The organism is Allobosea sp. LjRoot90 (assembly GCF_964254315.1).
In the GTDB taxonomy this organism is placed as follows: Bacteria; Pseudomonadota; Alphaproteobacteria; order Rhizobiales; family Beijerinckiaceae; genus Allobosea.
The window spans coordinates 220,647-247,582 of the sequence record NZ_CAXUTF020000006.1; the positions used below are offsets into that span (position 1 = coordinate 220,647).

Genomic DNA, 26,936 nt, shown 5'->3' on the forward strand with positions numbered 1-26,936 from the left:
AGATGCGTGCCTCATCCGATATCCCGGTCGAGGCGAAGCGAAAGGGCGGGGAATCTCTCTGGCCAGCAAGGTCCGGTCAAGCCCGGTGGCGGCTGATCCGCCACCCTGGCGAATCCAGCCCTTGACGACGTCGCCAACGAGCGCAATCGAGGCGAAGATGAATGAGTTCGGCCTTCCTGCGCAGATATGGCGCTTGCGGATGCTGCGACGCCCTGATCGCCTTAAAGGACACCGCAATGCTGATTCTCTCGGCCGGCCGCTACTGCGCCCGCATCGCACCGGAAGCCGGCGGAACGATCGCGGCCCTCGACTGGCAGAGCCCGGACGGCGGAACGCAACCGCTCCTGCATGCCCCGGCCGGGCTCACGCCGCAGACCGAAACGCCGAACAAATTCGGCGCCTGGGCGATGCTGCCCTTCGCCAACCGTGCCTTCGACAGCCTGGTCGACGACGGTCATACCCGGTTCACCGTGCCGTCCAACAACCCGGCCGGCACGATCCATGGCTTCGGCTGGCAGTCAGCCTGGCAGGTGGAGGAGCAGGGCAGCGGCCATACCGTGCTGGTGCACCGCCGCAATACCGGCTCCGATCCCTATCGCTACCTGGCGAAACAGGAGATTCGGCTCGACGAGAGCGGTATGACCGTCGTTCTGTCGCTGACCAACGAGGCCGACCAGGCCCTACCTTTCGGCATGGGCCTGCATCCCTGGTTTCCCTGCGCCGCCGATACGCGGCTCGGTATGACCGCGACCGGCGCGCTGATCTTCGGCGACCTGTTCCGCGCCACGGGGACGCAAGCCTTCGCCGATGGCGGCCCCTATGCCGATAGCCCGGTCTTCGCCATCGGAGCCGAGACCGCCTGGAGCTTTCTAGGCTGGGACGGCACGGCCCGGATCGAGACACCGTCCAGCGGCCTCGCCATCACGATCACCGCGAGCGAGAGCCTGCGCTGCCCTGTCGTCTGGGCGCCGGCCGGGGCCGATTTCCTCTGCGTCGAACCGCAGAGCCACGCCTCCGGCGCACCGAGCGAAAAGATCGTGCGCGAGGTCTCGCCGCTCGCCCGACTTCAGCCGGGCGAAACGCTCAAGGGCTGGGTGCGGATCGCGGCGGACGCGATCTGAGTGTCTTTCCGGGGCGTTGCGAAGCAACGAGCCCGGAACCCAGAACCGATAGCCGTTCTCGGGGGGCTCGGGACGCAGTAGACCTTCCGACTATGACATCGGTTCTGGGTTCCGGGCTCAGGCCTGCGGCCTGCCCCGGAAAGACAGCATATCCTCCTTGAGGGAAGCTAGCGCCAGCCCGGCCCCGTCACCGGCTGGAAGCCGATTGCGCCAGCAGGTATCGCCGGCCTGAGCAGCATCTGCTCGCGTGCCTCGCCCCAGGCCGGAGCCTGGCGCTGCTGCTTGGCGGTGAGAACGGCCTTCTGCGTCTTGATCTTGGCCTTGGCGATCTTGTGCTTGGACTCCGTCGAAGCCTTGGCGAAGCGCGAGAGGTTGTCAGGCGCAGCACCGTTCAGCGCGATACGGGTGCTGCCGGCGCCGTGCTTCTTGACCAGCGCGAAGAGCTTGGCCGCGTTGGCGGGATGCAGGCGGATGCAGCCATGCGAGGCCGGGCGGCCGAGCGCGCCGACAGCGTTGGTGCCGTGGATGGCATAGCCACCGCGGAAGAACACCGAATAGGGCATCGCGCCACCATATTTGCGGGAATACCAGCTGCGCTCGAGCCGCGTCGGCCGATAGACGCCGTTGGGCGAGCGGAAGCCCTTGCGGCCGGACGAGATCGCCCAATTGTAGACCTCGCCATCGCTGGTGGCGACGCTCATGCGCTGGGCGACGATGTCGACGCGGACGTCGAGCTTGGCCTCAGCCGAGGCAAGACCGGCGAATGACGCGCATAGAAAAGCCAGAATGCCGAGAAGGCGATACATGACGCGACTCCTGAACGACGCAACCTGAAGAAAACGGCTCTTTGGTTGCTGCTGCAGGGACGCTTGCGCTCTGCGAGGGCAGCTCCGGCCTTGCCGTAAAGGAATCCCGAGGGGCCGGCGCTTGTAAAGCGCAAACCGCTAAAATGGTTTCCAACTGCCGGCCGCAACGCATCCGGCTCGCTAGTCGAAGAACACCTTCCAGGCCAGGAGCGCCGCAATCAGCCAGAGCGCCCAATTGCCCCAGCGATTGCGCGCCGCTTCCGCCCGGCCGATCGCCTGGACACTGGCCTCGTCGAGCGAGAAGCCGTGGCGCGAGGAATCCTCGAGTTGGCCGAGTACGCGCTCGGCCCGGCCGACTGTCTCCGGCAGGTTGGCGAGGCTGGCGGCAAGGGTGCGCACGCTGCGGCCGGCATCCTCGAGCTTGCCGATGGGTCCCAGATTGCGGGTCAGCCAGTCGCGCACCACCGGCTCGGCCGTGGTCCACATGTCGAGATGGGGGTCGAGCGTACGGGCGACGCCTTCGACCACCACCATGGTCTTCTGCAGCATGACGAGCTCGGTGCGCGTCACCATGTCGAACAGGCCGGTGATCTCGAACAGGAGCGTCAGCACCTTCGCCATCGAGATCTCGTCGGCGCGCTTGTCGTGGATCGGCTCGCCGACGGCGCGGATCGCCTGGGCGAAATCGTCGATCGAATGATGGGCCGGGACATAGCCGGCCTCGAAATGCACCTCGGCGACGCGCCGGTAATCGCGGGTGATGAAGCCGAACAGGATTTCGGCGAGGAAACGCCGCTCCTTGTGGCCGAGCCGGCCCATGATGCCGCCATCGACCGCGACGAGCCGGCCTTGCGCATCGACGAACAGGTTTCCGGGATGCATGTCGGCGTGGAAGAAGCCGTCGCGGATCGCATGCTTCAGGAAGGACTGGATGACGTTGCGACCAAGTGCCTGCAGGTCGTGGCCGGCAGCGCGCAGCGCCTCGACATCGGAGAGGCGGATGCCGTCGATCCATTCGTCGACCAGCATCTCGCGCGCGGTCAGCTGCCAGTCCGGCGCCGGGACGCGAAAATCGGCGTCCTCCTTGGTGTTCTCGATGAACTCCGACAGCGCCGCGGCCTCCAGCCGCAGGTCCATCTCCATGGTGACGGAACGCGCCAATGTCTCGACGATGGCGACGAAGCGCAGGCGGCGCGCCTCGGGCGAACGCGCTTCCGCCAATTGCGCGCCGAAGCGCATGGAAGCGAGGTCGCGATGGAAGCGGTCGCGGATCCCGGGCCGGAGAATCTTGACCGCGACCTCGGAGCCGTCGTTGAGGCGCGCGCGGTGGACCTGCGCGATCGAGGCGGCTGCAACCGGCTCGCTGAAGTCGACGAAGATCGCCTCGACCGGCTTGCCGTGGGCCGTCTCGATCGCGGCGCGCGCCTGCGCCATCGGGAAGGGCGCCATCCGGTCCTGCAGCGCCGAGAGGTCCTCGGCGATCTTCATGCCGACGACGTCGGGCCGGGTCGCGAGGAACTGGCCGAACTTGACATAGGACGGGCCGAGCCGCGTCAGCGCCGCGGCGAGGCGGGTCGCGGAGGAGCCGGCGCCGCGGCGCTCGATTAGCCGGCCGAGCGCGATCAGGGCCCGCGCCGCCGGCGGCAGCACAGACGGATCGACCAATGCAAGCGCGCCCTCGCGCGCCAGCACGAAGCCGACCCGCGCCGAGCGGGCGAGATGGGCGAGGGCGGAGATCATGCGGGGGTGCGGCGGGTCGGCATCGCTGACGTCGTCACAGCTTCCAGCCGGAATGCAGCGCCACGACGCCGCCGGTCATCGGCGTGAAGCTGGCGCGGCGGAAGCCCGCCTCGGCGATCATGTTGGCGAAGATTTGCGGGCGCGGGAACTTGCGGATCGACTCGACGAGATACTGGTAGGGCTCGGCCTCGCCCGTCACCATCCTGCCCATCGGCGGGATGACGTTGAAGGAATAGGCCTCGTAGATCTTGTCGAGCAGCGGCACGTCGACATGGGAGAATTCGAGGCAGAGGAAGCGGCCGCCGCGCTTCAGCACGCGATAGGCCTCGGCCAGCGCCTTCTCGATGCGCGGCACGTTCCTGATGCCGAAGGCGATCGTATAGGCGTCGAAGGACGCGTCCGGCAGCGCCAGTTCCTCGGCATTGCCCTGGACGAAACGGATGCGGTCATCGTCCGGAAAGCGCTTCTGAGCGCGCTCGCGGCCGACGGCCAGCATCTCGGCATTGATGTCGAGCACGGTGACCTCAGTCTGCGGCCCGCCCTCCTCCAGCACCTTGAAGGCGACGTCGCCGGTGCCGCCGGCAACGTCGAGATGCTGAAAGGGCCGATCGCGCGGCGGCTTCAGCGCCGTGAGCAGCGCCTCTTTCCAGGCGCGGTGCAGGCCAGCCGACATCAGGTCGTTCATCAGGTCATAGCGGCCGGCGACCTTGTGGAAGACGTCGTCGACCTTGGCCTGCTTCTCGCCGAGCGGCACGCTCTCGAAGCCGAAATGGGTGGTGTCGGAGGCTGCTGTCACGGTTGGGCCGCTCTTGTGTTCGGGTGAGGCGATGAATAGCGAAAGGCTGGGCCGTTGTCGCGGGCCCTCTCGACGCATGCTGAAGAGCCGATGCCATGCCTGAACTTCCCGAGGTCGAAACCGTCAGGCGCGGGCTGGAGCCCGCCATGCTCGGCGAGCGCTTCGCCCGGGTCGAGCAGAATCGGCCCGATCTGCGCTTTCCGCTGCCCGAGCGCTTCGCCGAGCGGCTGACCGGACGGCGGATCGAGGCGCTGTCGCGGCGGGCGAAGTACCTGATCGCCGATCTCGACGACGGAGAGGCGCTCGTCATGCATCTCGGCATGAGCGGGCGCTTCATCGTCGAAGCCCCCGGCACACCGCCGACAGAGCCCGGCGCCTATTACAACGAGATCGGCCGGCACCTCATTCACGACCATGTCGTCTTCCATCTCGGCTCGGGCGCGCGGGTCACCTACAACGATGTCCGCCGCTTCGGCTTCATGGACCTCGTGCCGCGAGCCGGACTGGAAACGTCGAAGCATTTCGCCGGGATGGGCATCGAGCCGCTCGGCAACGAGCTCTCCGGTGAGCTGCTGGCGAAGCTGTTCTCAGGGAAGGTCGCGCCGCTGAAGGCGGCGCTGCTCGACCAGCGCCTGGTCGCCGGTCTCGGCAATATCTATGTCTGCGAAGCCTTGTTCCGCGCCGGGCTGCATCCGGAAGCCGAGGCCGGCTCGCTGGCGACACCGAGCGGCAAGCCGCGCGAGAAGGCGCATCTCCTGGCGCAAATCATTCGCGATGTGCTGGAGGAGGCGATCGCCGCCGGCGGCTCGACCTTGCGCGACTTCGCCCATGCCGACGGCTCGCTCGGCTATTTCCAGCACCGCTTCAAGGTCTATGACCGCGAAGGCGATCCTTGCGTCACGCCGGACTGCGGGCATCTGGTCAAGCGGCTCGTCCAGTCCGGCCGCTCGACCTTCTATTGCGAGAGCTGCCAGAAGCGCGGCTGAGCGCTTCTGCGAGGATCGACATGCCCGACGCCGATCGCCCAGCCGGCAAGATCATCCTCCTCAACGGCGCCTCGAGCAGCGGCAAGTCCTCGCTGGCGCGCGCCGTCCAGGCTCGGATCGAGGAGCCGTTCTGGCACATCTCGATCGACCATCTGCGCGACGCGGGTGTTTTGCCGACCGCGCGCATCCGCAGCGGCGAGTTCCAGTGGGCCGCGATGCGCGACGCCTTCTTCGAGGGCTTCGAGCAGTCGTTGCTCGCCTATCTCCGCTGCGGCAACAACCTGATCGTCGAGCACATCATGGAAAGCCGCGACTGGCTGTTGCGGCTGGTACGCCTGCTCGCGGATGAAGATGTCTTCTTCGTCGGCCTGCATTGCGATCTCGCCGAGCTGGAACGCCGCGAGATCGCGCGCGGCGACCGGAAGGTCGGCGACGCCCGGCGCGACTACCACCAGATCCACGGCTATTGCCTCTACGATGCCGAGCTGGATTCGGCGGCCCCGCCCGAGGTCAATGCTGACAGGTTGATCGCCACCTGGCGCTCGCGCACGGTGCCTTCGGCGTTCCAGCGCCTTCTCGCGCAGGCCGGGCCGGCGCGCTGACGGCTCGCGGATCATGCCGTTTCGATGAAGCGCGCGAGGTTCTCCAGCGTCGAGCGCAGCCCGGCATCGTGATCCTCCTTGCCGATGCCGGCCGGTACGTTCTCGCAGAGGATCGTCACCTCGGTCCCATCGCGGACCTCCTTGAAGCGCCAGCTCATCGTCATCGTGCCGGCAAAGGCCGGATCGTCCGAGACGAAGCCGACCTCCCAGACGATGCGCTCGCCCGGCACCAGCGCGACGAAACGGCCCTCGACGATATCGCAGTCGGCGCTGGCCTTGCCGGGCGCCCTGGCCGGGTCGTCATAGGTCAGGACCATGCGGTAGCTGCCGCCTGGATGTGGCTCGAAGCGCTCGATCTTCGCCCGCATCCCCTTCGGCGGCAGCCATCGGCCAAGCGCGGCAGGGTCGACGAAGGCGTTATAGATCGCGCCCGGCGAAGCCTTGATCAGCCGCGAGGCCATGTCAGTTCTGGTTTCGCCGGTCATGCGCACCTCCCTGCTCGGCAACCATGAATCATCAACGCACGAAGCGGCGCCAAGGGGCCAGCAGCAGCGTCAGCTAGCCTCGCACAACGCTTCTGAACGCGGCCGAAAGCGCGGCAAGCGCATCGCGCGTTCGGTCGCCCTTGGCCCTTGTGTGAAGCAGGATAGGCAAGCGCGGCAGATCGGGCAGCCCGAGTCTCGGCCCGACATCGACGGCACCGAATGGCAGCATGCGCGGCGCCAAAGCTGCGACCCCGAGCCCGGCCGTGACAGCCGCCACGACCGCCGTGACACCACCGCCGACGAAGATCTCCGTCCAGGGCACGCCTGCCGCATCGAGGAGTTGCCCCGCAAGAGTGCGAACGCCGCAGGGTTCCGCCATCGTGGCAAGGGGCAGGGGCTCGCCCGCGCGATGCTGCCAGCCCGGCGCCGCGAACCAGCCGAATTTTTCGTCCGTAAGCAGCTCTCCATCGCTGCGCCCGGCATGCAGGCGCACGATCACCGTGTCGAGCTCGCGCCGATCGAAGCTTTGGAGCAGGTCGCCCGAGGTTCCGATCCGGATTTCGATCACCAGCTCCGGGTCGTGCGCGTTCATGCGTGCGATCAGCGCCGGGAGCTCCGGCCCTGCGACGTGGTCGCTGATGCCGATGGTCAGGCGCTCCCGGGCCGAGACGAAGGCCGTGAGCGCGCGATCGTGCACCTCCAGGAGCTCACGGGCGTGGTCGAGGAAGGCTGCGCCGCGCGCTGAAAGCTCGACATGCCGCGGCGTCCGCTCGACGAGCCGGCACCCCAGCCGCTCTTCGAGGCGCTTCAGCTTCAAGCTGACGGCAGCCTGCGTCGTCCGCATCGCCTCGGCCGCGCGCGTGAAGCTGCCGAGATCGGCGATGCGGACGAAAGCCTGGACGGAATCGAGGTCGAGGGGAGGCTTCGTCATTTCCATTCGTTATAGCTGACATCAATTTCAATAGCATATCAAAATAATCGGGCGCCGTTTAGGGTCAAGCCTGCCCGAGCGCTCTCGCCGATAGCCTCTCCTGACGGCCCTTGCCGATCATGGATCGGGCAACAGGAGTTTCCGATGACGACGATAACCAAGGAGCCGACGTTGCACGATCGCCAGCAGAAGACATCATCCGCCGAGCCGGCAGTCGGTCACTCGTCCGTTGTAGAATTGACCGAAGCGATCCGGAAATACTTCGACCTCATGTATGACTGCGATACGTCGCGTTTCGATCAGACCTTCGCGCCGACTGTACAGCTGCACGGATTTCGCGATGGCCGGATGATGGCGTGGCCCACGCAGATCTACCGTGACATTCTCGACAAGCGTCAATCGCCGAAGTCGGTGAATTCCGCGCGCAAGGATGAGATTCTGCTCATCGACTTTGCTTCCACGACCCAGGCCATGACGAAGGTGCGATTGAAGGTCAACACGATGGTGTTCGTGGATCATCTGACCTGGCATCGGATCGATGGCACATGGCTGATCACGTCAAAAGGATTTCACGTCGAATCCCAGGACGGTCCTCCGATTTAGCTGTCGTTCTGGTGCGCCGGTTCGCAGCGGCGAGCGCGCAATCGTGCATCTCCCCAAGCCGCTTGCGCCGACGTTCGCATCGCGCCGTGCGCTTGCGCGCATGGACCGCGCCCCCAGGCGCCGCTATTCGTGGCCAAGATACAGCGCATCCGGGAGGCCGCCATGGCTTATGAGACCATTCTCGTCGAGGTGAAGGGCAAGGTCGGCATCATCACGCTGAACCGGCCGCAGGCCCTGAACGCGCTGAACGTCCAGCTGATCGCCGACATCAACGCGGCGCTCGACGGCTTCGAGCGGGATGACGGCATCGGCTGCATCGTCATGACCGGCTCGGAGAAGGCCTTCGCCGCCGGCGCCGACATCAAGCAGATGCAGGAGCGCAGCTATCCCGGCACCTATCTCGACGACAAGTTCGCCGACTGGGACCGGATCGGCCAGCGCCGCAAGCCGATTATCGCCGCGGTCGCGGGCTTTGCGCTCGGCGGCGGCTGCGAGCTCGCCATGATGGCGGACTTCATCATCGCCGCCGACAACGCCAAGTTCGGCCAGCCCGAGATCAATCTCGCCGTCATCCCCGGCGCCGGCGGCACCCAGCGTCTGACCCATGCGATCGGCAAGGCCAAGGCGATGGATCTGTGCCTGACCGGCCGGCTGATGGACGCGACCGAGGCCGAGCGCGCCGGGCTCGTCGCCCGCATCGTCCCGCTCGCCGATCTGATGACCGAGGCGCTGAAGGCGGCCGAGCAGATCGCGGCCAAGTCGCTGCCCTCGCTCCTGAGCGCCAAGGAATCGGTCAACCGCGCCTTCGAGACGACGCTCGCGGAAGGGCTGCGCTTCGAGCGCCGCGTCTTCTCGGCGCTGTTCGGCACCCACGACCAGAAGGAAGGCATGGCCGCCTTCATCGAGAAGCGGAAGCCCGAATTCAAGAACCGCTGAGGCCGGGAGACCCCGGTCGATCAACGCGGTGCATGGCCGGGGTCACGTTCTTTCACTTGAAAGGCGCCCGGTGCTGCTGACACGATGCGTGCTGATCGCAAGCACGCAGGATTCGTCATGACCGCCGCTGCCCGCTCCCTCACCGACGGCATCGCGCTGCCGACCTATGCCGATGTCGAGGCGGCGGCGAAGCGCATCGCCGGCGTCGCCCACCGCACGCCAGCGCTGACCTCGCGCACGGCAAACGAACGCACCGGCGCCAATCTCGTCTTCAAGGCCGAGAACCTGCAGCGCATGGGCGCCTTCAAATTCCGCGGCGCCTTCAATGCGATTTCCGCCCTGAGCCCGGACCAGAAGCGCGCTGGTGTCGTCACCTTCTCATCGGGCAATCATGCCCAGGCGATCGCGCTCTCGGGCAAGCTGATCGGCGTGCCGACGGTGATCCTGATGCCGCAGGACGCACCGGCCGCCAAGGTCGCGGCGACGCGCGGCTATGGTGCCGAGGTCGTGCTCTTCGATCGCTATAGCCAGGATCGCGACGCGCTCGGCCGCGAGCTGGCGCAGGGCCGCGGGCTGACGCTGATCCCGCCCTATGACCATCCGGACGTGATCGCCGGCCAGGGCACCGCGACCAAGGAGCTGATCGAGGAGGCTGGCCCGCTCGACATGCTGCTGGTCCCGCTCGGTGGCGGCGGCCTGATCTCCGGCGCGCTGCTTGCAGCGAAGGCGCTCAACCCCGGCTGCAAGGTCTATGGCGTCGAGCCAGAGGCCGGCAATGACGGCCAGCAATCGCTGCGCAAGGGCGAGATCGTCAGGATCGACGTGCCCAAGACCATCGCCGACGGCGCGCAGACCGCCTTTCTCGGCAACTATACCTTCCCGATCATCCGCGACCTCGTCGAGGATATCGTCACCGTGCCGGACGCGGCACTCGTCGCGGCAATGCGCTTCTTCGCCGAGCGGATGAAGCTCGTGGTCGAGCCGACCGGCTGCCTCGCCGCGGCCGCGGCCTTCACGGGGGTGGTTCCGGTCGAAGGCAAGCGCGTCGGCGTCATCATCAGCGGCGGCAATGTCGATCTCGCCAGCTTCGCGCGCTTCGTCGGCGAAGGCGCATGAGCCCGATCGAGACGATCCTCTCGCCGCAGGTTCCGGCGCCGGCGGGGCATTATTCGCAAGCGGTCGCCTACAAGGATCTGGTCTTCGTCTCCGGCCAGCTCGCACCGCGCCCCGACGGCAGCCATACCGCCGGCGAACCTTTCGCCGTGCAGGCGCGGCAGGCGCTCGACAATCTCTTCGCCGTGCTCGACGCCGCCGGCTGCGGCCCAGCCGATGTGTTGAAAGTCACCGCCTATCTGGTCGGTGCCACGCATTGGCCGCAGTTCAACGCGGTCTATGCCGAGGCCTTCGGGCCGCATCGGCCGGCACGCGCCGTCGTTCCGGTACCGGAACTGCACCATGGCTATCTCATCGAGATCGAGGCCGTGGCTGTCCGCCGCAAGGCGGGTTGAAAGCGTCGGCGATTCCACCGTTGACGCCGCACGCAGCAGGAACTATAGGGTCGGGCCTCGCGGCGGTCTTGCTCCGGCAGGACCGTCGCTCGCATTTTCAACCGAAGGTTCGTGGTCGTGCCAGCCGGCGATAGCCAGGCGCTCACCGCGATGAGGACGAGGACAGACCATGGCCAACACGACTTCGGCCAAGAAGGCCGCGCGCAAGATCGTGCGGCGCACCGAAGTGAACAAGGCGCGCCGCAGCCGCGTGCGCACCTTCCTGCGTAAGGTCGAGGAGGCGATCGCCTCCGGCGACAAGACCGCCGCCGCAGCGGCGCTGCAGGCCGCCCAGCCGGAGTTGATGCGGGCCGCGCAGAAGGGCGTGGTTCACAAGAACACCGCTTCGCGCAAGGTTTCGCGTCTGGCTCACCGCGTGGGCGCGCTCGCTTCCTGATCACCGTTCAGCAGAACGGATTTCATGGTGTTTACAACCCGGCCGAAAGGCCGGGTTTTTTGTTTGCCGACCTACCGCCTGAGGCGGGCCCCGATGCTGCGGCGCAACACCCGCTGTCAACGCGGATTCCGCAATCTTTCCACTACTTTACCAGCTTGACTTCGAGGCGGTTTTAGAGGTCGCAAACCACCCCGTTTCGAGCTTTTGACCGCACAAAATTCCTCCATATTTTTCATGACCTTAGTGGGCAAAGCAATTCGCCTTGAGGAATCACCCTCCCCCGGAAGGGGTAGACCACCCCCTTCAAAAAAAAAGATTCAGAGCCGGCACGAGACTCTCCCGGTAAAGAAAAGCTTAACTTCCCCAACTGATTGCGAGGCACTTACCGATAGGTCAGGGAGGGGGCCATTAGCCCTCAATCCGTGAAGCCGGCTGAGGGGGATATTGCCCCCGTTCGACGCCGCCCTGTAAGGTCCTTTCATCGCCGGGCGGACAGCGATGTTTGACCGGCTCTCCACAGAATTGTTGATGGTTTTGGCTTACAACCAGGCGGGGTTGGAAGAATGAGCTTTTATGTCTCAAAGATTTAAATGCCTTGAAATGAAGCGCCGCTGCGGCTGACCTTTTCAGAGCGCGCAGCACTACCCAGAAAAGCGTTGGGATGACCTCGCTTCGTGGCGTTTTTCGCCGACGAAGAGAGCGACGTTTTTTCTAAAAACCGAAAATATTGCACAGCCAACCCCAGAACGGGGTGGTCAAGTGCGTGGCACTGAAACGGGGCAATTGGAATGTTCGAGCGGATGGAGACTGGCAACTTGACTGAGGCAACCACCACCACGGTGCTGACGGGACTTGTCCTGAGCGAACCGACGGGTGCTGCCGGGATCAAGGACCGGTGGGACAGGGTCCGCCGGCGTCTGCGCGCCGAGCTCGGCGAAGACGTGTTCTCCAGCTGGTTCGCCCGCGTCGAGATCGGTGCGATCGTCGATGGCGTCGTCCATCTCACCGTTCCCACCCGCTTCCTGAAGAGCTGGCTCGAAGCGCACTATGCCGAGCGCCTGCGGGCGCATTGCATGGCGGAGCTCGATGCCCTCAATGGGATCGCCCTCTCGGTGCGCCAGGTGGCGCGGGATAGCGCTGAGCCCTGCCGGGACACCTCGGCACAGCGGGGACGCACGGTTCAGCCCCGCACTGCGGCTCCCCTCACCGAGATTGCTCCCGCCTCGGCGACCCATCAGTCCGGCGAGCGCGATGCCATGGACGCCTGTGGCACGCTGCTCGACCGGCGCATGAGCTTCCAGAGCTTCGTCGTCGGCAAGTCGAACGCGCTCGCCTTCGCCGCGGCCGAGCGGATCTCGGCGGCGCCGGCCGGCTCGACGCCCTATAACCCGCTCTACCTCCATGCCGGCGTCGGCCTCGGCAAGACGCATCTGATCCAGGCGGTCGCCCAGGATGCACGCCAGCATGGCAAGCGCGTCGCCTATTTCACCGCCGACCGCTTCATGTACGGCTTCGTCGCCGCGCTGAAGTCACAGACGGCGCTCGCCTTCAAGGAGAAGCTGCGCGGCATCGACCTCTTGATCGTCGATGACGTCCAGTTCATCCAGGGCCGCTCGATCCAGCAGGAGTTCGGCCACACGATCAACGCGCTGATCGACGCCGGTAAGCAGATCGTCGTCGCCGCCGACCGGCTGCCCAGCGACCTCGAGGCGCTCGACGAGCGCATCCGCTCGCGGCTCGCTGGCGGGCTTGTCGTCGAGATCGGCGAGCTCGACGAAGCGCTGCGGGTCAAGATCCTGACGATCCGCCTCGACGGGCTGAAGGCCGCCCATCCGAGCTTCCACGTCAACCCGGACGTGATCGCCTATGTCGCCCGGGCGGTCGCCACCAATGGCCGCGACCTCGACGGCGCCGCCAACCGCATCCTGGCCCATGCCACGCTGACCGGCGCGACGGTGACGATGGAGACCGCCGAGGCGGCAATCCGCGATCTGGTGCGGACGCGCGAGCCGCGCCGCGTCAAGATCGAGGACATCCAGAAACTGGTCGCGACCCGCTACAATGTCAGCCGCGCCGACATCCTGTCGGAGCGCCGCACGGCGGCGGTGGTCAAGCCGCGCCAGATCGCGATGTATCTCGCCAAGGCGCTGACGCCGCGCTCCCTGCCCGAGATCGGCCGCCGCTTCGGCGGGCGCGACCACACCACCGTGCTGCACGCCGTGCGCAAGATCGAGAAGGCGATCGTCGAGGACCGGCTGCTGCATGACGAGGTCGACCTGCTGAAGCGCATGCTGCAGGAGTGAGCCTGTCTCTCTCGTGTTAGCTGTGATTGCGGGCATTCCCGCCCTTGCGCGGGAACCGGCCCTCCGGCAATGTCGCGGGCCATTCTCTCGCCCGCGCCCCTTGCCGCGCGGGCGCCAGCACGCCAGAAGACGCCCATGAAGGTTACGGTCGAACGCTCCACGCTCCTGAAGTCGCTCGGGCATGTCCATCGTGTGGTCGAGCGGCGCAACACGATCCCGATTCTGTCCAACCTCTTGCTGCGCGGCAGTGAGGACGGGCTGAAGCTGAAGGCGACCGATCTCGACATCGAGGTCGTCGAGACGGTGCCGGCCGACGTGATCGAGCCCGGCGCAACCACGGTGCCGGCGCACACGCTCTACGACATTGTCCGCAAGCTTCCGGATGGCTCTCAGGTCTCGCTGGAGACCACCGGCGAGACCGGCCAGATGCTGCTGCGCTCGGGCCGCTCGCGCTTCACCCTGCAGACGCTGCCCGAAAGCGACTTCCCCGACATCACTGCCGGCGAGATGGCGCATCGTTTCGTGCTGCCGGCCGGCGAGCTCAAGCGCCTGATCGACAAGACTCAGTTCGCGATCTCGACCGAGGAGACGCGCTACTATCTCAACGGCATCTATCTGCACGCGATCGATGTCGACGGGCGCCCCGTCCTGCGCGCGGTCGCGACCGACGGCCATCGCCTTGCCCGTGTCGACACCCCCGCCCCGCAAGGCTCGCTCGGCATGCCGGGCGTGATCGTTCCGCGCAAGGCCGTGTCCGAGATCCAGAAGCTGCTGGAGGATGGCGAGAGCGAGGTCCAGGTCGAGCTCTCGGCCACGAAGATCCGTGTCGCCACCGCGGAGGTCGTGCTGACCTCGAAGCTGATCGACGGCACCTTCCCCGACTATCAGCGCGTCATTCCATCCGGGAACGACAAGCTGCTCACTGTCGACAGGGGCGATTTCGCGGCCTCCGTCGATCGCGTCTCGACGATCTCGTCCGAGCGTGGCCGCGCCGTGAAGCTCTCCATGGCCGATGGCCGCATGACGCTCTCGGTGACCAACCCCGATTCCGGCTCGGCGACTGAGGAGATCGAGGTCGATTACGATGCCGGCCCGCTCGATATCGGCTTCAACGCGCGCTATCTGATGGACATCGCCGCCCAGCTCGACGGCGACACCGCGCTGCTCAAGCTCGCCGATCCGGGCTCGCCGACGGTAATCCAGGACCGCGAAGGCGCTTCGGCCCTCTATGTGCTGATGCCGATGCGGGTCTGACTCGTTTGCCGTCTTGACCGCGGTCGCCCACCTCACTTTGCAGAATTTCCGTTCCTATCCGGCCCTCGATCTCGCGATCGAGGGCCGGCTCGTTGCGCTGTGCGGCGAGAACGGCGCCGGCAAGACCAATCTCCTCGAAGCGCTCTCGCTGTTCGCCCCCGGCCGCGGCCTGAGGCGCTCCGACCTTTCGGAGATGGCACGCCAGCCCGGCGATGGCGGCTTTGCCGTCTCGATCGGGCTCGCCGATGACGGGGCAAGGCTCGGGATCGGACTGGAGCCGCCGGATGCCGAGGGGCGGCGGGCGCGGCTCGCCCGCATCGACGGTGTCTCGGCCGGCTCGGCGCTCGCCTTCAGCGACTATCTGCGCCTGGTCTGGCTGACGCCAGATCTCGACGGGCTGTTCCGAGGCTCGGCCGGCGAGCGCCGCCGCTTCCTCGACCGGCTGGTGCTGGCGGTCGATCCCGGCCATGGCACGCGCTCGAACGCGCTCGAAAAGGCGCTGCGCTCGCGCAACCGCATCCTCGAGGAGAGCCCGCACCAGCAGCGCTGGCTCGACGCCGTCGAGCGCGAGATCGCCGAACTCGGCGTCGCCGTCGCCGCCGCCCGGGCCGAGACGGTGGCGCGGCTCTCCGCCATCATCGCCCAGAACCACGATGACACCTCGCCTTTCCCACAGGCCGAGATTGCTCTGGAGGGGGAGATCGACGCCCTGGTCGCGAGTCTGCCGGCGCTCGATGCCGAGGACAGCTATCGCGAATTACTGGCTGGGATGCGCCTGCGCGACAAGGCGGCCGGGCGCACGCTCACCGGGCCGCAGGCCTCCGACCTCGCGGTGCGCCATGCGGCCAAGGACATCCCAGCCGGACAGGGCTCGACCGGCGAGCAGAAAGCACTGCTGATCGGGCTCGTGCTCGCCCATGCCCGCCTCGTCGCGACGATGAGCGAGCTGCCGCCACTCGTCCTGCTCGACGAGGTCGCTGCCCATCTCGACCCGCGCCGGCGTGCGGCGCTCTACGGAACTCTCGCCGAGCTCGGCTGCCAAGTCTGGATGACCGGTGCCGACCCCGCCCTGTTCAGCGATCTTCCTGACGGGGCGCAACGCTTCCTGGTCACGCCCGGCGAGGTCCGGGCGGTTCCGTGAACGGCAGCGATCGGTCAGGCCGACTGATCGGCGTGATCACGCATCACGATGGGACGCAGGCAAAGCTTGCTGCTAGCCTGCGCTGAACAAGCTGGTTCAGGGAGCAGTGCCGATGGATCTCGCCGGACTTCTGGTTTTCGCCGGTGTCTATTTTCTCGCCGTCGCCTCGCCCGGCCCCGGCATTGCCGCGATCGTGGCCCGCTCGCTGTCGACCGGGTTCCGGCGGGCCGTACCCTTCGTCCTCGGCATCGCAGCCGGCGACCTGGTCTGGCTGACCTTCTCGGTGCTCGGCCTGTCCGTGCTGATGCAGAACTTCCACGGCCTGTTCCTCGTGATCAAATATGCCGGCTGCGCCTATCTGATCTATCTCGCCTGGAAGCTCTGGACCGCGCCGGTGAAGAGCCTCGAAGACCAGCCGGCGATGCGTGGCGAAGGCATCCGCCTCTTCCTCGGCGGCGTCGCGCTGACGCTCGGCAATCCCAAGGTGATGATGTTCTTCGTCTCGATCCTGCCGCTGATCGTCGACCTCCAGGCGATCACGCCGCTCGCCTTCGTCGAAGTGGCGGTGCTGACCATGCTGATCATCAATACCACCCTGCTCGGCTATGCCTTCGCCGCCGACCGGGCGCGGCGGCTGGTGGCGAGCCCACGCACCATGCGCCGGATCAACCGCGTCACCGGCGGCGTGATGGCGGGTGCGGCGGCCGCGATCGCGGCGCGTGGCTGAAATGGCAGACGAAACCACTGTGCCGGGCGCCATCGCGCTCGGGGACTGGACCGAGACACCCGGCGAATGGCATGGCGAGGTCCAGGGCTTCGGCGGCGAGGTCTCGCTGATCTTCGTTCGGGCCGAGCCCGGCAAGGGACCGCGGCTGCACAGCCATCCCTATCCCGAAACCTTCATCGTGCGCGCCGGCCGGGCGCTCTACACGATCGGCGATCAGGAGATCGAAGCGGGCCCCGGGCAGATCCTGGTCGTGCCGGCCGGCGCGCCGCATAAATTCCGCAGCCTCGGGCCGGACACACTCGAATCCATCGACATCCACGCCAGCGAGCGCTTCGCCACCGACTGGCTGGAATAGCCCCTCAGCGTCCGCCGGCGGCTGCGATCAGCTTCGCGACTTCGCTCTGACCGCGCTTGCGGGCGTGCTGAAGCGGGGTGACGCCATCGCGGTCGGCGAGGTTGGGACTGGCACCGGCATCGAGCACGAGCCTCGCCACCTGCTGATGGCGCGGCCCGCCATCGCCGAGGATCACGATCTCCAGAAGACAGGTCCAGCCGAGATTGTTGACGTGGTTCACGTCGATGCCGCTGGTCAGCAGCAACTTCACCGTCTCGACATGGGCGCGCTCGCAGGCGGGGATCAGCGCATTGCCGCCATAGCGGTTACGGAGCGACAGGTCGGGCTTGAGCGGCAGCATCGCCGCGATGATCTCGGTGCGGCCACTGGCGCCGGCGAGCAGCCAGGGCGTGTCCTGCTTCGCGGCCTGGGCGTTGGGGCTCGCTCCCGCGGCGAGCAATGCCTTGGCGATAGCGACATGATTGCCGGCGACGGCGAGCAGGAGCGGCGTCTGCCTCTGGCCGTCGCGCTGTTCGAGATCGGCGCCGGCTGTGATCAGGCGGTTCACCGCCGCAAGATCGCCACGACCGGCCGCTCCGAGCAGCTCGGTCTGTGCTTCGCTTACCCCCGTCATCAGCAGCACTCCCGCCAGGATCGCGGCGGTGCGCAGCAACCGCCTCATCGCCCACCATCGAGCAGGCGCCCGACCACCTTGGCGGTATAATCGACCATCGGCACGATCCGGGCATAGTTCAATCGCGTCGGGCCGATGATGCCAACGACGCCGACGATGCGCTGGCCGACATCGCGGAAGGGCGCGGCGATGATCGACGAACCCGACATCGAGAACAGGTTGTTCTCCGAGCCGATGAAGATGCGCACGCCGTCGCCGGCCTCGGCGCGCGAGAGCAGGTCGATCAATTCGGTCTGCGTCTCCAGATCGGCGAAGAGCAGGCGGATGCGCTCGAGATCCTCCTGCGCCTTCAAATCCTCGAGCAGATTGGCCTGGCCGCGCACGATCAGGTGGCGGTCGCTGGAGGGGCCGGAGCTCGTCGCGATGCCCGTCTCGACCAGCCGGGCGGTCAGTTCGTCGAGCTCGCGCTCCATCTGCGAGCGGCTGTCGGCGATCTCGCGGCGCAGTTCATCCAGCGTCTTGCCGACAATGCGGGCATTGAGGAAATTGCCGGCCTCGACCAGCGCCGAAGCCGGCAGGCCCGGCGGCAGCGCCAGGATGCGGTTCTCGACCGTACCATCATCGGCGACGAGGACGACGAGCGCGCGGCCAGCATCGAGCCGGACGAACTCGATATGGCGCAGCCGGGCATTGGCCTTGGTGGTGACGACGACGCCGGCGCCGCGCGACAGCCCAGAAAGCAGTGCGGAAGCCTCGGTCAGCGTCTGGTCGAGCGAGCGGTTGCTGGCGGCTGCCCTGATCTGCGCCTCGATGCGGGACCGTTCGTCCGAGGTGAGATTGCCCACCTCCATCATGCCGTCGACGAAGAAGCGCAGGCCCCGCTCGGTCGGCAAACGCCCGGCCGAGGTATGCGGCGCATAGATCAGTCCGGCCATTTCGAGGTCAGTCATGACATTGCGCACCGTCGCCGGCGACAGCGCGATCGGCAGCAGGCGGGCGATGTTGCGCGAGCCGACCGGCTCGCCGGTGGTCAGATAGCCGTCGACGATCTGCCGAAAGATCTCGCGCGAGCGCTGGTCGATCTCGACCAGGCCGCCGGGCGAATCCGGGCGAGTATGGGCGCTCATCGCCTCGTGAACAACCTGGTGACCATGGCCCATTGTCCCCGTCGCGGGCAGCCGGATCAAGCCCTCATGACCGGCTCGCCTTGCCGCTCTCCGGTTAAACGCCTACAAGCCGCGAATTCAGAAGACAGGATGGCACGATGAGACCCTCGAAGCGCGCAGCCGACGAGATGCGCAAGGTCACGCTGGAACGTGGCGTTGTCCGCTATGCGGAAGGGTCGTGCATGGTGAGCTTCGGCGAGACCAAGGTGCTTTGCGCCGCCACCGTCGAGGAAAAGGGGCCGCCCTGGCTGCGCGGCACCGGCAAGGGCTGGGTCACCGCCGAATATTCGATGCTGCCGCGCGCCACGCATGAGCGCACCCGCCGCGAGGTCACCTCAGGCAAGCCTTCGGGCCGGACGCAGGAGATCCAGCGGCTGGTCGGGCGCAGCTTGCGCGCCGTGGTCGACCTGACCGCGATCGGCGAGCGCCAGATCGTCGTCGACTGCGACGTGCTCCAGGCCGATGGCGGCACCCGCACCGCCTCGATCACCGGCGCCTGGGTCGCGCTGCACGATGCGCTGAAATGGATGGAAGGCCGCGGCATGCTGAAAGGCGCCAATCCGCTGAAGGATCACGTCGCGGCTGTCTCCTGCGGCATCGTCGCCGGCAACCCGGTGATCGATCTCGATTATGTCGAGGATTCCGGCGCGCAGACGGACGCGAACTTCGTCATCACCGGCGCGGGCGGCCTGGTCGAGGTGCAAGGCACCGCCGAGGGCGCGCCCTTCAGCGAGGACGAGTTGATGGCGCTGCTCAAGCTCGCCAAGGGCGGCATCGGCAAGCTGGTGACCCTGCAGAAGGCAACGGTGGCGTAGGTAGGGCGAGGCATGAACTGGATGGAGATCGGGCTCGGGATAGCAATCGCCTTGGCGGTGCTGCTCGTCGTGATCGCCATCAGCGTTCGACCAAGCAAGAAGATCAACCGCGAGCAATCATCCGGCTCACCCGACCGGGCCTATGAGCCACCGCGCGATGACGGCGGAGGACACCCAGTATGAGCTCAATGGCAATGCCTCGCCGCCTCCTCACCGGCAAGGTCGTGATCGCGACCCATAACCAGGGCAAATTGCGCGAGATGCGCGAGCTTCTGGCGCCCTATGGCGTCGAACTGGTCTCGGCCGGCGAGCTTGGCTTGCCCGAGCCCGAGGAGAACGGCCACATGTTCGCCGAGAACGCCGCGATCAAGGCTATCGCGGCAGCAAGTGCTTCCGGATTGCCGGCGCTCGCCGACGATTCCGGCGTCTGCATTGATGCGCTCGACGGCGCGCCCGGCCTATTCTCGGCCAATTGGGCCGGGCCGGGCAAGGATTTCGCCCCGGCGCTGGCCCGCGTCCAAGTGGAACTGGCCAAGCGCGGCGCGACCACGCCGGAACAGCGCAAGGCGCATTTCGTCTCGGCGCTGGTGATCGCCTGGCCGGACGGCCATCAGGAGCTGTTCGAGGGCCGCGTCTTCGGCGAGATTGTCGACTCCCCGCGCGGACTTTCCGGCTTCGGCTACGACCCGATCTTCCAGCCGGCCGGCCATGCCAAGACCTTTGGCGAGATGGCCGCAGAAGAGAAGCACGGCATCCCGCAGGACGGCTCGCCCGGCCTGTCGCACCGGGCCCGCGCCTTCCACGTGCTGGCCGCCGCCTGCCTGAGGACGCCCGCTTGACGGCCGCAGCCGCCTTGACGGGGCGGCCTCGCGTGCCGCCGCATCCGACCGCGGCTGCCGGCTTCGCCGTCTATGTGCATTGGCCGTTCTGCCTGGCCAAATGCCCCTATTGCGACTTCAACTCCCATGTCCGGCACCAGCCGCCGGACCAGGCGCGCTACATCGCCGCCTTCCGCCGCGAGATCGCCCAGCGCGCCGCGCTCGCGCCGGGGCGCACGGTCTCCTCGATCTTCTTCGGCGGCGGCACGCCCTCGCTGATGGAGGGCGCTACGGTCGGTGCCATCCTCGATGCGATCGGCGAGCACTGGGCCGTCGCCTCTGACTGCGAGGTATCGCTGGAGGCCAATCCGACCAGCGTCGAAGCCGGCCGCTTCCGCGATTTCCGGGCGGCCGGCGTCAACCGCGTCTCGCTCGGCGTGCAGGCGCTGAACGATGCCGACCTGAAAGCGCTCGGCCGGATGCATTCGGCGCAGGAAGCGCTCGATGCAGTCGCGATCGCGCGCCGCTATTTCGAGCGCTACTCCTTCGACCTGATCTATGCCCGCTCGCCGAACCAGACACCGGCGCTGTGGCAGGCCGAGCTCGAACTCGCGATCAGCCATGCCGCCGAGCATCTCTCGCTCTACCAGCTCACCATCGAGCCCGGCACGGCCTTCGATCAGCTCTTCCGCGCCGGCAAGCTCGCCATTCCCGATCCCGATGCCGGTGCGGCGCTCTACGAGCTGACGCAGGAGATCACCGCCAAGCACGGCCTGCCGGTCTACGAGATCTCGAACCATGCCCGGCCGGGCGCGGAATGCCGGCACAATCTGGTTTACTGGCACTATGGCGAATATGCCGGCATCGGACCGGGCGCTCATGGCCGACTGGTGACTGCCGATGGCCGCTATGCCCAATCGACCGAAAAGCGTCCCGAGACCTGGCTGGAGCGGATCGAGGCCGGCACCGACGCGCTGGTTGAGAACGAGCGTCTTTCGACCGAGGCGCAGGGCGATGAGTACCTGCTGATGGGCCTTCGACTGGTCGAAGGCATCGATCTCGACGTGTTCGAGGGGCTGGCTGGCCGCAAGCTCAACGGAAACCGGATCGGCAGCCTGATTGCCGAGGGCTTCCTCACCCGCAAGCCGAATGGCCGCCTCGCCGCGACGCCAGAAGGCGCGCTGCTGCTCGACGCGCTCGTCGCCGATCTGGCGGCCTGAGGACAGATCGCGGCGCCGTTCGCACAACTCGATATCATTAAACCGATTTAAGTCGATGAGAAGCCCTGTTGGAACAGGGCTCACCATGACGAAGCAGCCACCTTCCGCCACGTCACCGCCGCAATCGGCGCCCCCGATGTCACCCGCAAGGACGGGACAGTCCGGCTCAGGGAGGTCAAGATGCAGCAGAGCAAGATCGACGAAACGCGCCCGGCGCTGTCGCGCCGCCGCTTGTTGCAGGTCGCGGGAGCAGGCGCGCTTGCCGCAACTGCCGATACGGCCCTGGCACAGGCCCCGGCCGCAAGACCCGGGCCGCCGAGCACGATCACCACACCGCCGCGCGATTTCAGCCGCGGCGGCGCCCCGACCACCTATTTCTGGGATCCCGACGTCATCGCCGTCGATCCGGCTTTCGAAGGGCTGGCCCAACCGAATGCGCCGGTCCAGCGGCTCTGGACCGGCGCGCTCTGGGCGGAAGGGCCGGCCTGGAATGCACAGGGTCGCTACCTTGTCTGGAGCGACATCCCGAACAACCGGCAATTGCGCTGGCTGGAAGACGATGGCCGCGTCAGCGTCTTCCGCACCCCCTCGGGCAACAGCAATGGCAACAGCTTCGACTTCCAGGGCCGGCAGCTCTCCTGCGAGCATCTGAACCGCCGCGTCGTGCGTTACGAGCTCGACGGCTCGGTGACGATCCTCGCCGACAAGTTCGACGGCAAGCGGCTGAACTCGCCCAATGACGTGGTTCAGCATCCCGACGGCAGCTACTGGTTCACCGACCCGCCCTATGGTGGCCAGCTCTATGAGGGCGCGCCCGACGCGGCCGGCGGGCCGAGCAATGCAGCCGGCAAGCTCAATCCCCGCCTCGGCCAGCCGCCCGAGATCGGTTCCTACAAGCGCGAACTGCCGACTAACTGCTACCGCATCGATCCGAGCGGCCGGGTCGACCTCGTCGTCACCGAGCAACAGGTGCCCGACCCGAACGGCCTGTGCTTCTCGCCCGACTTCAAGAAGCTCTACGTCGCCTCGACCGGCAAGGGCCCGGGCGATACCGGCCCCGGCGGCAAGGGCGATATCCATGTCTTCGATGTCGGTACCGACAACAAGCTCTCGAACGGCAAGCTGTTCTCGGACTGCATGGTCGACGGGGTGAAATGCGGGCCGGACGGGCTGCGCTGCGACGTGCAGGGCAACCTCTGGGCCTCATCCAATGCCGGCCGTTCGGTCGGCTACAATGGCGTGCTCTGCTTCAGCCCCGAGGGCAAGCTGATCGGCCGCATTCGCCTGCCGGAGGTCTGCGGCAATGTCTGCTTCGGCGGGCCGAAGCGCAACCGGCTGTTCATGGCGGCGAGCCAGTCGATTTACGCAGTCTATCTCGGCACGCAAGGCGCCGGGCCGGCATAAAGCGCCGGCTCAGGCCTCGTCCTGCTTGGGCCGATCCTGCTCCGCAGGGTCGGCTTCGGCTTGCGGCTTCGGCTGGTCGGCATAGAGCTTGGGCAAGTAGGTCTCGTACCAGGCCTTCAGCTCGACCAGCGCCGGATGCTCCAGATTGCGGCGCAGATAGGCTTCGATCCGCGGCAGGTGCCTGAGATAGCCCGGCTTGCCGTCGCGCCGGTCGAGCCTGGCGAAAATGCCCGCGATCTTGGTGTTGCGTTGCGCACCGAGGATCGCATAGGCGCGGGCAAAGCCCGGCAGGTCGAACCCGGGATCGGTGCCGCGCCGCGCCCCGGCATAGGCAGCGAGCAGGCGCAGTTCCAGCGCCGCCGGCACGTCGACCCGGGCATCCTGCCCGAGCGCGACGAGGTCATAACCGGGGTGACCGAGCACCGCGTCCTGGAAATCGATCAGGCCGAGCCTGGCATGGCCGACACGATCCGGCAGCCAGAGCAGGTTGGGCGAGTGATAGTCGCGCAGCGTCCAGGTCGCCTGCGTCTCGAAGAGCTCGTCGAACAGTTTTTCCCAGATGCGGCTGAACTCGGCCCGCGTCACCGCGGGCAAAGTCACGCCGGCGATGTGCGGGGCATACCAGTCGAGCACCAGCTCGGTCTCGATGGCGAGCGCCTCGCGATCATAGTCCGGCAGGACATGATCGCGCCCTTCGGCCACCGGCAGGATGGTCGGCAAGGCGTGCCGGTGCAGCTCGGCGAGCAAGCGGGCCGCGGCCTCATAGCGCTCGGGAATCGGGCCATCCGTGCCGACGACCGGCTCGGAGCCGAGATCCTCGATCAGCAGGAGGCCGGTGACGAGGTCCTGCGCCAGGATCGCCGGCGCGGAGAGCCCGAGCGAGCGTAGCCCCTTGTCCATGGCGACAAAGGCGTCGACGGATTCGGCTAGATGGGCGATGGCGCTGTAGGGCTTGCCCTGGCGGATCGCCGGCCCGTCGGCCCGCGGCGGCGAGATCATCAGGATCGCGGTCTCGCCCGAGGGCCTGATCAGGCGCTCATAGGCGCGGCTGGAAGCATCGCCGAGCATGAATTCGCGCCGCGCATCGCTCCAGCCGGCCTCGTCGATCAGCTGCCGCGCGCCGATCGCAAGCGCCAGCCGTTGCCGCCAGAGCACGCCGCCGGAGAGCGTCGCGACCCGGCCCTGTTCGGGGTTCTCAGGATCGACCTCGAGCACGATATCGAGCCGCCGGCCAGCCGGCAGACGCGTGCCGGCCCGGTCCGGCCATTCGACGATAGTAATCGCGAGATCCAGGTCCTCGACCAGGCCGATATCGTCGAGCTCGTCGGGATTGCGGACGCGGTAGAGATCGGCGTGCAGCAGAAGCCCGCGCGGGCTGTCATAGCTCTGCACCAGGGTGAAGGTCGGGCTCGGCGCTTCCAAAGCGGGATCATCGGTGAGGCGGCGCAGCATGGCGCGTGCCAATAGCGACTTGCCGGCGCCGAGATGGCCTGAAAGAGCGACGATGTCGCCGGTCTTGAGAATGTCGGCGATGTCCTGCGCCAGCCGCACCGTCGCGGCCTCGGTCGACAGGACAACGACATGGCTGCCCGTCCGCGCGGCTTCGTCGCTCATTCCGCCGCGTCCGAGATGCGCATGCCTTCAGGCGGAAAGACGGCGGTGACCCGCGTGCCCTGGCCGAGGGCGGAGTCGAGTTCGACACGGCCGCCATGCAATTCGACGATCGAGCGTACCATCGACAGGCCGAGCCCTACGCCGCGATGGCGCGAGCCGAGCGAATGGCTCTCGAACCGGTCGAACACCTTCTCCTTGACCTCGTCCGGGATGCCGCGGCCCTCGTCGGCGACGGTGATGCGGATCTCGCCGCCGATCCGGCCGGCGCTGACGCGGATGGTCTGGCCGGGTTGGGAAAAGCCGATCGCGTTCGAGAGCAGGTTGAACAGGATCTGGCGCAGACGCTTGGGATCGGCGCGCAGCGGGCCGGTCTGGGGGGCGATCTCGACCTGGAGTCTGAGCTTGCTGTCGGTGAGGCGGTCCTGCAGGCCGGTCGCGGCCTGGGCGATGCTCTTGGCGACGTCGACCTCCTCGAGATCGAGCGCGAGCGCACCATTGTCGATCGAGGCAAGGTCGAGAATATCGTTGATAATGGCGAGCAGCGCGCCGGAGGAGCGAACGATGTGACCGGAATAGTCGCGCTGCTTGTCGTTCAGCGGGCCGACCGTCTCCTCGCCGAGCAGTTGTGCGAAGCCGATGATGTTGGTCAGCGGCGAGCGCAATTCGTAGGAGACGTGATGGACGAACTCCTCGCGCAGCCGCGAGGCACGCTCCAAGGCGTCGTTGCGCTCGGTCAGCGCCCGCTCGACGTTCACGCCGGCGGTGACGTCGGCGAAGGTGATCAGCGTTGCGCCATCCGGCAGCGGCGCGGCCGTGCAATCGAGCACCATGCCGTCGCGGCGCTCCATATGGCAGCGATAATCCTCGCGCGCATCGCGAACGCCGGCAACCGCACTGCGTATCTCAGTCCAGACCGCATCCTCCGGGAAGAGCGGCCGGCTCAGGGCCACGACCTCGTCGATATGCGGCGCAGCAGCGACGCGCTCGGGCGAGAGCTTCCAGAGCTGGGCGAAGGCCGGGTTGGAGAGCTTGAGGCGGCCATCCGAGCCGAACACGGCGACGCCTTCGCGCAAGGAATCGAGCGTCTCGCGCTGGGTGCGCGAGAGCGCGTTGAAGCGCGATTCAAGCGTGAAACGCTCGGTCTCGTCGTCGAAGAGATAAGTGACGCCGCCCTGGGGATTCGGGCTGGCAACGACATGGATGGTGCGTCCGTCAGGCAGGTACCACCAATCCTCGCTGGCGCGCGTCGCGGTATAGGCGGCGTGCACCGAGGCCTTCCAGGTGCGATAGTCGCCGAGTTCGGGCAGGCGGCGCTCGGTGCGCAGCCGATCGAGGATCTCGCCGTCGCCCGGCACACTGTCGAGGAAGCCCGGATCGAGCGACCAGAGCGCCTCGTAGCCGCTATTGCGATAGACCAGCCGCTGCGACGCGTCGAAGACGGCGACGCCGGTCTTCAGCCGGTCGAGGGTGCGCACATGCGCGTCCATCTGGCGCTGCAGATCGGCGCGGACCGCCTCCAGCTCGCTCATGTCGGTGGCGATGCCGGCATAGCCCGAAGGCGTCGGCGTTTCCAGGATATCGACGATCCGGCGCTGGCCCGCCATGACGACGGGTGCGCGCAGCTGGAAGACGCGGCCGTCCTTGCGGGCTTTCGTGGCCGCCTCGCGCTCGCTGCGATCGAAGAGCTCGAGCCCGGCCTTGACCGCCTGCTGGCCGTCTGCGGCCTCGACCGCCCGAGCGTAGGCCCCGTTGACCCAGGTCAGGCGGCCGTCGGTGGCCCGCGTCCAGACCGGCTGCGGCACACCGGCGAGCAGCGTCGTCAGCGCGGCATGGTCACTGGCGAGTTTGCCGAGTTCATCCTCCAGTGCCAGCGCCCGGGCGCGCTCGCCGTCGACCTCGCGCAGCCGGATCACGGCGCGGCCGACGACGGGCCGGCCCTCGGCGTCGACATAGCGTCCGGCCTTGGCCTTGAAGGTGAAGGCGAAGGCTTCGCCATGCTCCTTGAGAGCTTCCGTCGCAAGTTCGAGCCGCTTCGCATCGGCCGGCGGAGCCCAGCTGCCATAGGCCAGCGCCGGCGTCGAGGCGCCGATGCCGAGGAAGCCGCTATCGCCCTCGACCACCGGACTCGCCTTCGGTCCGTTCCAGCTCAGCACGACCTGACGATCCGCCGCGAGCAAGGCGCCGAGGCGCTCCTGATGGCCGCGCGTCGCCTCGAGGCCGGCGGCGAGCTCGCCTTCCCGCCGGGTCCAGCGCGAGCGCTCGCGGACATAAAGGATCGAAGTCGTGGTGGCGAAGACGACGAGCCCTACGAAGATGAGCGAGAGACCGCCGGCATTGAGCCAATCGGCCCGCAATGGGATAAGCGCTTCGACCTGAGCGAATGCGGGGGCCGGCGCTACGCCGGCAAGCCCGGGCAGGAGAAAGCGGACCGCTCCGGTCATCTCCTGTCCGACCTGCCTTACCCGTCTCATTCCCGCGTCCGTCCTGTCCTAAGGCCAGCCTGTGGCCGCAATTGGCGAGGTGCCGTCGGCATGGCAGCCGACCATGGCTCCCCTT

Annotated in this window: 27 protein-coding genes; 18 read left to right on the forward strand and 9 right to left on the reverse strand. The window is 67.1% G+C overall.

The annotated features are described in order from the left end of the window. The first annotated feature begins 236 nt into the window (after positions 1 to 236). A complete protein-coding gene (locus tag ACSQ3M_RS21715; RefSeq protein WP_436152151.1) occupies positions 237 to 1,121 on the forward strand; it encodes a hypothetical protein in 885 nt (294 codons plus the stop codon). A gap of 167 nt (positions 1,122 to 1,288) precedes the next feature. On the opposite strand, the gene ACSQ3M_RS21720 is transcribed toward ACSQ3M_RS21715, so the two are convergent. The 3 genes from ACSQ3M_RS21720 to ubiE form a co-directional block, all read right to left on the reverse strand. Then, positions 1,289 to 1,927 carry a L,D-transpeptidase gene (locus ACSQ3M_RS21720; RefSeq protein WP_436152152.1) on the reverse strand — a complete coding sequence of 213 codons (639 nt, stop codon included), beginning with the start codon at positions 1,925 to 1,927 and terminating at the stop codon, positions 1,289 to 1,291. Positions 1,928 to 2,107: 180 nt separating this feature from the next. Then, positions 2,108 to 3,667, reverse strand: coding sequence for a 2-polyprenylphenol 6-hydroxylase (gene ubiB, locus ACSQ3M_RS21725; RefSeq protein ID WP_436152153.1), 1,560 nt, complete (start codon positions 3,665 to 3,667; stop codon positions 2,108 to 2,110). Between the two features lie 34 nt (positions 3,668 to 3,701). Next, positions 3,702 to 4,463, reverse strand: a complete 762-nt coding sequence (gene ubiE, locus ACSQ3M_RS21730) for a bifunctional demethylmenaquinone methyltransferase/2-methoxy-6-polyprenyl-1,4-benzoquinol methylase UbiE (protein ID WP_436152154.1) — start codon at positions 4,461 to 4,463, stop codon at positions 3,702 to 3,704. Positions 4,464 to 4,558: 95 nt separating this feature from the next. On the opposite strand from ubiE, the gene mutM reads away from it, so the two are divergent. Then, positions 4,559 to 5,449: a bifunctional DNA-formamidopyrimidine glycosylase/DNA-(apurinic or apyrimidinic site) lyase gene (gene mutM, locus ACSQ3M_RS21735; RefSeq protein ID WP_436152155.1), complete on the forward strand. Its 891-nt coding sequence runs from the start codon at positions 4,559 to 4,561 to the stop codon at positions 5,447 to 5,449. A gap of 20 nt (positions 5,450 to 5,469) precedes the next feature. After that, a complete protein-coding gene (locus tag ACSQ3M_RS21740; protein ID WP_436152156.1) occupies positions 5,470 to 6,051 on the forward strand; it encodes a chloramphenicol phosphotransferase CPT family protein in 582 nt (193 codons plus the stop codon). 11 nt (positions 6,052 to 6,062) lie between these two features. Here ACSQ3M_RS21740 and ACSQ3M_RS21745 read toward each other — a convergent pair whose 3' ends face one another. Then, on the reverse strand, positions 6,063 to 6,536 hold the full coding sequence (locus tag ACSQ3M_RS21745) for an SRPBCC family protein (protein ID WP_436152157.1): 474 nt from the start codon (positions 6,534 to 6,536) through the stop codon (positions 6,063 to 6,065). Positions 6,537 to 6,609: 73 nt separating this feature from the next. Further along, the gene (locus ACSQ3M_RS21750; RefSeq protein WP_436152158.1) at positions 6,610 to 7,467 is read right to left on the reverse strand and encodes a LysR family transcriptional regulator; all 858 of its coding nucleotides are present in this window, start codon (positions 7,465 to 7,467) and stop codon (positions 6,610 to 6,612) included. A gap of 144 nt (positions 7,468 to 7,611) precedes the next feature. Between ACSQ3M_RS21750 and ACSQ3M_RS21755 the strand changes: the two genes are divergently transcribed. From ACSQ3M_RS21755 to ACSQ3M_RS21800, 10 genes are all read left to right on the forward strand, one after another. Continuing rightward, a complete protein-coding gene (locus tag ACSQ3M_RS21755; protein ID WP_436152159.1) occupies positions 7,612 to 8,070 on the forward strand; it encodes a nuclear transport factor 2 family protein in 459 nt (152 codons plus the stop codon). A 162-nt stretch (positions 8,071 to 8,232) separates the two neighbouring features. Further along, positions 8,233 to 9,006: an enoyl-CoA hydratase gene (locus ACSQ3M_RS21760; protein WP_436152160.1), complete on the forward strand. Its 774-nt coding sequence runs from the start codon at positions 8,233 to 8,235 to the stop codon at positions 9,004 to 9,006. A 117-nt stretch (positions 9,007 to 9,123) separates the two neighbouring features. After that, entirely contained in the window at positions 9,124 to 10,122 is a 999-nt protein-coding gene (locus tag ACSQ3M_RS21765) for a threo-3-hydroxy-L-aspartate ammonia-lyase (RefSeq protein WP_436152161.1), read from the forward strand. After that, entirely contained in the window at positions 10,119 to 10,514 is a 396-nt protein-coding gene (locus ACSQ3M_RS21770) for a RidA family protein (RefSeq protein WP_436152162.1), read from the forward strand. Before ACSQ3M_RS21765 ends, ACSQ3M_RS21770 begins: the two co-directional genes overlap by 4 nt. 169 nt (positions 10,515 to 10,683) lie before the next feature. Then, a complete protein-coding gene (gene rpsT / locus ACSQ3M_RS21775; protein WP_436152163.1) occupies positions 10,684 to 10,950 on the forward strand; it encodes a 30S ribosomal protein S20 in 267 nt (88 codons plus the stop codon). A 788-nt stretch (positions 10,951 to 11,738) separates the two neighbouring features. After that, a complete protein-coding gene (gene dnaA / locus ACSQ3M_RS21780) occupies positions 11,739 to 13,253 on the forward strand; it encodes a chromosomal replication initiator protein DnaA (protein ID WP_436152164.1) in 1,515 nt (504 codons plus the stop codon). 135 nt (positions 13,254 to 13,388) lie between these two features. After that, positions 13,389 to 14,507 carry a DNA polymerase III subunit beta gene (gene dnaN, locus ACSQ3M_RS21785; RefSeq protein ID WP_436152165.1) on the forward strand — a complete coding sequence of 373 codons (1,119 nt, stop codon included), beginning with the start codon at positions 13,389 to 13,391 and terminating at the stop codon, positions 14,505 to 14,507. Between the two features lie 13 nt (positions 14,508 to 14,520). After that, positions 14,521 to 15,648, forward strand: a complete 1,128-nt coding sequence (gene recF / locus ACSQ3M_RS21790; protein ID WP_436152166.1) for a DNA replication/repair protein RecF — start codon at positions 14,521 to 14,523, stop codon at positions 15,646 to 15,648. A gap of 112 nt (positions 15,649 to 15,760) precedes the next feature. Continuing rightward, positions 15,761 to 16,375 (forward strand): LysE family translocator, encoded by a 615-nt coding sequence (locus ACSQ3M_RS21795; protein WP_436152167.1) that lies wholly within the window; start codon positions 15,761 to 15,763, stop codon positions 16,373 to 16,375. A 1-nt stretch (position 16,376) separates the two neighbouring features. Then, positions 16,377 to 16,730, forward strand: a complete 354-nt coding sequence (locus ACSQ3M_RS21800) for a cupin domain-containing protein (protein ID WP_436152168.1) — start codon at positions 16,377 to 16,379, stop codon at positions 16,728 to 16,730. Between the two features lie 4 nt (positions 16,731 to 16,734). On the opposite strand, the gene ACSQ3M_RS21805 is transcribed toward ACSQ3M_RS21800, so the two are convergent. Further along, positions 16,735 to 17,391 (reverse strand): ankyrin repeat domain-containing protein, encoded by a 657-nt coding sequence (locus ACSQ3M_RS21805; protein WP_436152169.1) that lies wholly within the window; start codon positions 17,389 to 17,391, stop codon positions 16,735 to 16,737. Next, positions 17,388 to 18,470: a heat-inducible transcriptional repressor HrcA gene (gene hrcA / locus ACSQ3M_RS21810; RefSeq protein ID WP_436152170.1), complete on the reverse strand. Its 1,083-nt coding sequence runs from the start codon at positions 18,468 to 18,470 to the stop codon at positions 17,388 to 17,390. Before hrcA ends, ACSQ3M_RS21805 begins: the two co-directional genes overlap by 4 nt. Before the next feature lie 137 nt (positions 18,471 to 18,607). On the opposite strand from hrcA, the gene rph reads away from it, so the two are divergent. The 5 genes from rph to ACSQ3M_RS21835 all read left to right on the forward strand — a co-directional run bounded on the left by rph (position 18,608) and on the right by ACSQ3M_RS21835 (position 22,766). After that, positions 18,608 to 19,324 carry a ribonuclease PH gene (rph, locus tag ACSQ3M_RS21815; protein ID WP_436152171.1) on the forward strand — a complete coding sequence of 239 codons (717 nt, stop codon included), beginning with the start codon at positions 18,608 to 18,610 and terminating at the stop codon, positions 19,322 to 19,324. Positions 19,325 to 19,336: 12 nt separating this feature from the next. Continuing rightward, positions 19,337 to 19,507: a hypothetical protein gene (locus ACSQ3M_RS21820; protein WP_436152172.1), complete on the forward strand. Its 171-nt coding sequence runs from the start codon at positions 19,337 to 19,339 to the stop codon at positions 19,505 to 19,507. Positions 19,508 to 19,518: 11 nt separating this feature from the next. Next, complete coding sequence (rdgB, locus tag ACSQ3M_RS21825) at positions 19,519 to 20,163, forward strand: RdgB/HAM1 family non-canonical purine NTP pyrophosphatase (protein ID WP_436152173.1); 645 nt, start codon at positions 19,519 to 19,521, stop codon at positions 20,161 to 20,163. Positions 20,164 to 20,195: 32 nt separating this feature from the next. After that, entirely contained in the window at positions 20,196 to 21,362 is a 1,167-nt protein-coding gene (gene hemW / locus ACSQ3M_RS21830) for a radical SAM family heme chaperone HemW (protein ID WP_436152174.1), read from the forward strand. 180 nt (positions 21,363 to 21,542) lie between these two features. Then, entirely contained in the window at positions 21,543 to 22,766 is a 1,224-nt protein-coding gene (locus ACSQ3M_RS21835; RefSeq protein WP_436152175.1) for an SMP-30/gluconolactonase/LRE family protein, read from the forward strand. A gap of 9 nt (positions 22,767 to 22,775) precedes the next feature. Here the strand turns inward: ACSQ3M_RS21835 and tsaE are convergent, their stop codons facing one another. Further along, positions 22,776 to 24,380 carry a tRNA (adenosine(37)-N6)-threonylcarbamoyltransferase complex ATPase subunit type 1 TsaE gene (tsaE, locus tag ACSQ3M_RS21840; RefSeq protein WP_436152176.1) on the reverse strand — a complete coding sequence of 535 codons (1,605 nt, stop codon included), beginning with the start codon at positions 24,378 to 24,380 and terminating at the stop codon, positions 22,776 to 22,778. Then, positions 24,377 to 26,821 carry an ATP-binding protein gene (locus tag ACSQ3M_RS21845; RefSeq protein WP_436152177.1) on the reverse strand — a complete coding sequence of 815 codons (2,445 nt, stop codon included), beginning with the start codon at positions 26,819 to 26,821 and terminating at the stop codon, positions 24,377 to 24,379. The genes tsaE and ACSQ3M_RS21845 overlap by 4 nt, the downstream gene beginning before the upstream one ends. Positions 26,822 to 26,936: the final 115 nt, after the last annotated feature.

Excerpts from the sequence above, each read along its gene's own strand:
- hrcA (WP_436152170.1), bottom strand. The coding sequence starts at position 18,470 with ATGAGCGCCCATACTCGCCCGGATTCGCCCGGCGGCCTGGTCGAGATC.
- ubiB (WP_436152153.1), bottom strand. The coding sequence starts at position 3,667 with ATGATCTCCGCCCTCGCCCATCTCGCCCGCTCGGCGCGGGTCGGCTTC.
- tsaE (WP_436152176.1), bottom strand. The coding sequence starts at position 24,380 with ATGAGCGACGAAGCCGCGCGGACGGGCAGCCATGTCGTTGTCCTGTCG.
- ACSQ3M_RS21755 (WP_436152159.1), top strand. The coding sequence starts at position 7,612 with ATGACGACGATAACCAAGGAGCCGACGTTGCACGATCGCCAGCAGAAG.
- dnaN (WP_436152165.1), top strand. The coding sequence starts at position 13,389 with ATGAAGGTTACGGTCGAACGCTCCACGCTCCTGAAGTCGCTCGGGCAT.
- ACSQ3M_RS21740 (WP_436152156.1), top strand. The coding sequence starts at position 5,470 with ATGCCCGACGCCGATCGCCCAGCCGGCAAGATCATCCTCCTCAACGGC.
- ACSQ3M_RS21820 (WP_436152172.1), top strand. The coding sequence starts at position 19,337 with ATGAACTGGATGGAGATCGGGCTCGGGATAGCAATCGCCTTGGCGGTG.
- ACSQ3M_RS21795 (WP_436152167.1), top strand. The coding sequence starts at position 15,761 with ATGGATCTCGCCGGACTTCTGGTTTTCGCCGGTGTCTATTTTCTCGCC.
- dnaA (WP_436152164.1), top strand. The coding sequence starts at position 11,739 with ATGTTCGAGCGGATGGAGACTGGCAACTTGACTGAGGCAACCACCACC.
- ACSQ3M_RS21835 (WP_436152175.1), top strand. The coding sequence starts at position 21,543 with ATGCAGCAGAGCAAGATCGACGAAACGCGCCCGGCGCTGTCGCGCCGC.
- ACSQ3M_RS21715 (WP_436152151.1), top strand. The coding sequence starts at position 237 with ATGCTGATTCTCTCGGCCGGCCGCTACTGCGCCCGCATCGCACCGGAA.
- ACSQ3M_RS21765 (WP_436152161.1), top strand. The coding sequence starts at position 9,124 with ATGACCGCCGCTGCCCGCTCCCTCACCGACGGCATCGCGCTGCCGACC.
- ACSQ3M_RS21760 (WP_436152160.1), top strand. The coding sequence starts at position 8,233 with ATGGCTTATGAGACCATTCTCGTCGAGGTGAAGGGCAAGGTCGGCATC.
- ACSQ3M_RS21720 (WP_436152152.1), bottom strand. The coding sequence starts at position 1,927 with ATGTATCGCCTTCTCGGCATTCTGGCTTTTCTATGCGCGTCATTCGCC.
- rph (WP_436152171.1), top strand. The coding sequence starts at position 18,608 with ATGAGACCCTCGAAGCGCGCAGCCGACGAGATGCGCAAGGTCACGCTG.
- ACSQ3M_RS21800 (WP_436152168.1), top strand. The coding sequence starts at position 16,377 with ATGGCAGACGAAACCACTGTGCCGGGCGCCATCGCGCTCGGGGACTGG.
- rdgB (WP_436152173.1), top strand. The coding sequence starts at position 19,519 with ATGCCTCGCCGCCTCCTCACCGGCAAGGTCGTGATCGCGACCCATAAC.
- ACSQ3M_RS21750 (WP_436152158.1), bottom strand. The coding sequence starts at position 7,467 with ATGACGAAGCCTCCCCTCGACCTCGATTCCGTCCAGGCTTTCGTCCGC.
- mutM (WP_436152155.1), top strand. The coding sequence starts at position 4,559 with ATGCCTGAACTTCCCGAGGTCGAAACCGTCAGGCGCGGGCTGGAGCCC.
- ACSQ3M_RS21770 (WP_436152162.1), top strand. The coding sequence starts at position 10,119 with ATGAGCCCGATCGAGACGATCCTCTCGCCGCAGGTTCCGGCGCCGGCG.
- ACSQ3M_RS21805 (WP_436152169.1), bottom strand. The coding sequence starts at position 17,391 with ATGAGGCGGTTGCTGCGCACCGCCGCGATCCTGGCGGGAGTGCTGCTG.
- ACSQ3M_RS21845 (WP_436152177.1), bottom strand. The coding sequence starts at position 26,821 with ATGACCGGAGCGGTCCGCTTTCTCCTGCCCGGGCTTGCCGGCGTAGCG.
- ACSQ3M_RS21745 (WP_436152157.1), bottom strand. The coding sequence starts at position 6,536 with ATGACCGGCGAAACCAGAACTGACATGGCCTCGCGGCTGATCAAGGCT.
- rpsT (WP_436152163.1), top strand. The coding sequence starts at position 10,684 with ATGGCCAACACGACTTCGGCCAAGAAGGCCGCGCGCAAGATCGTGCGG.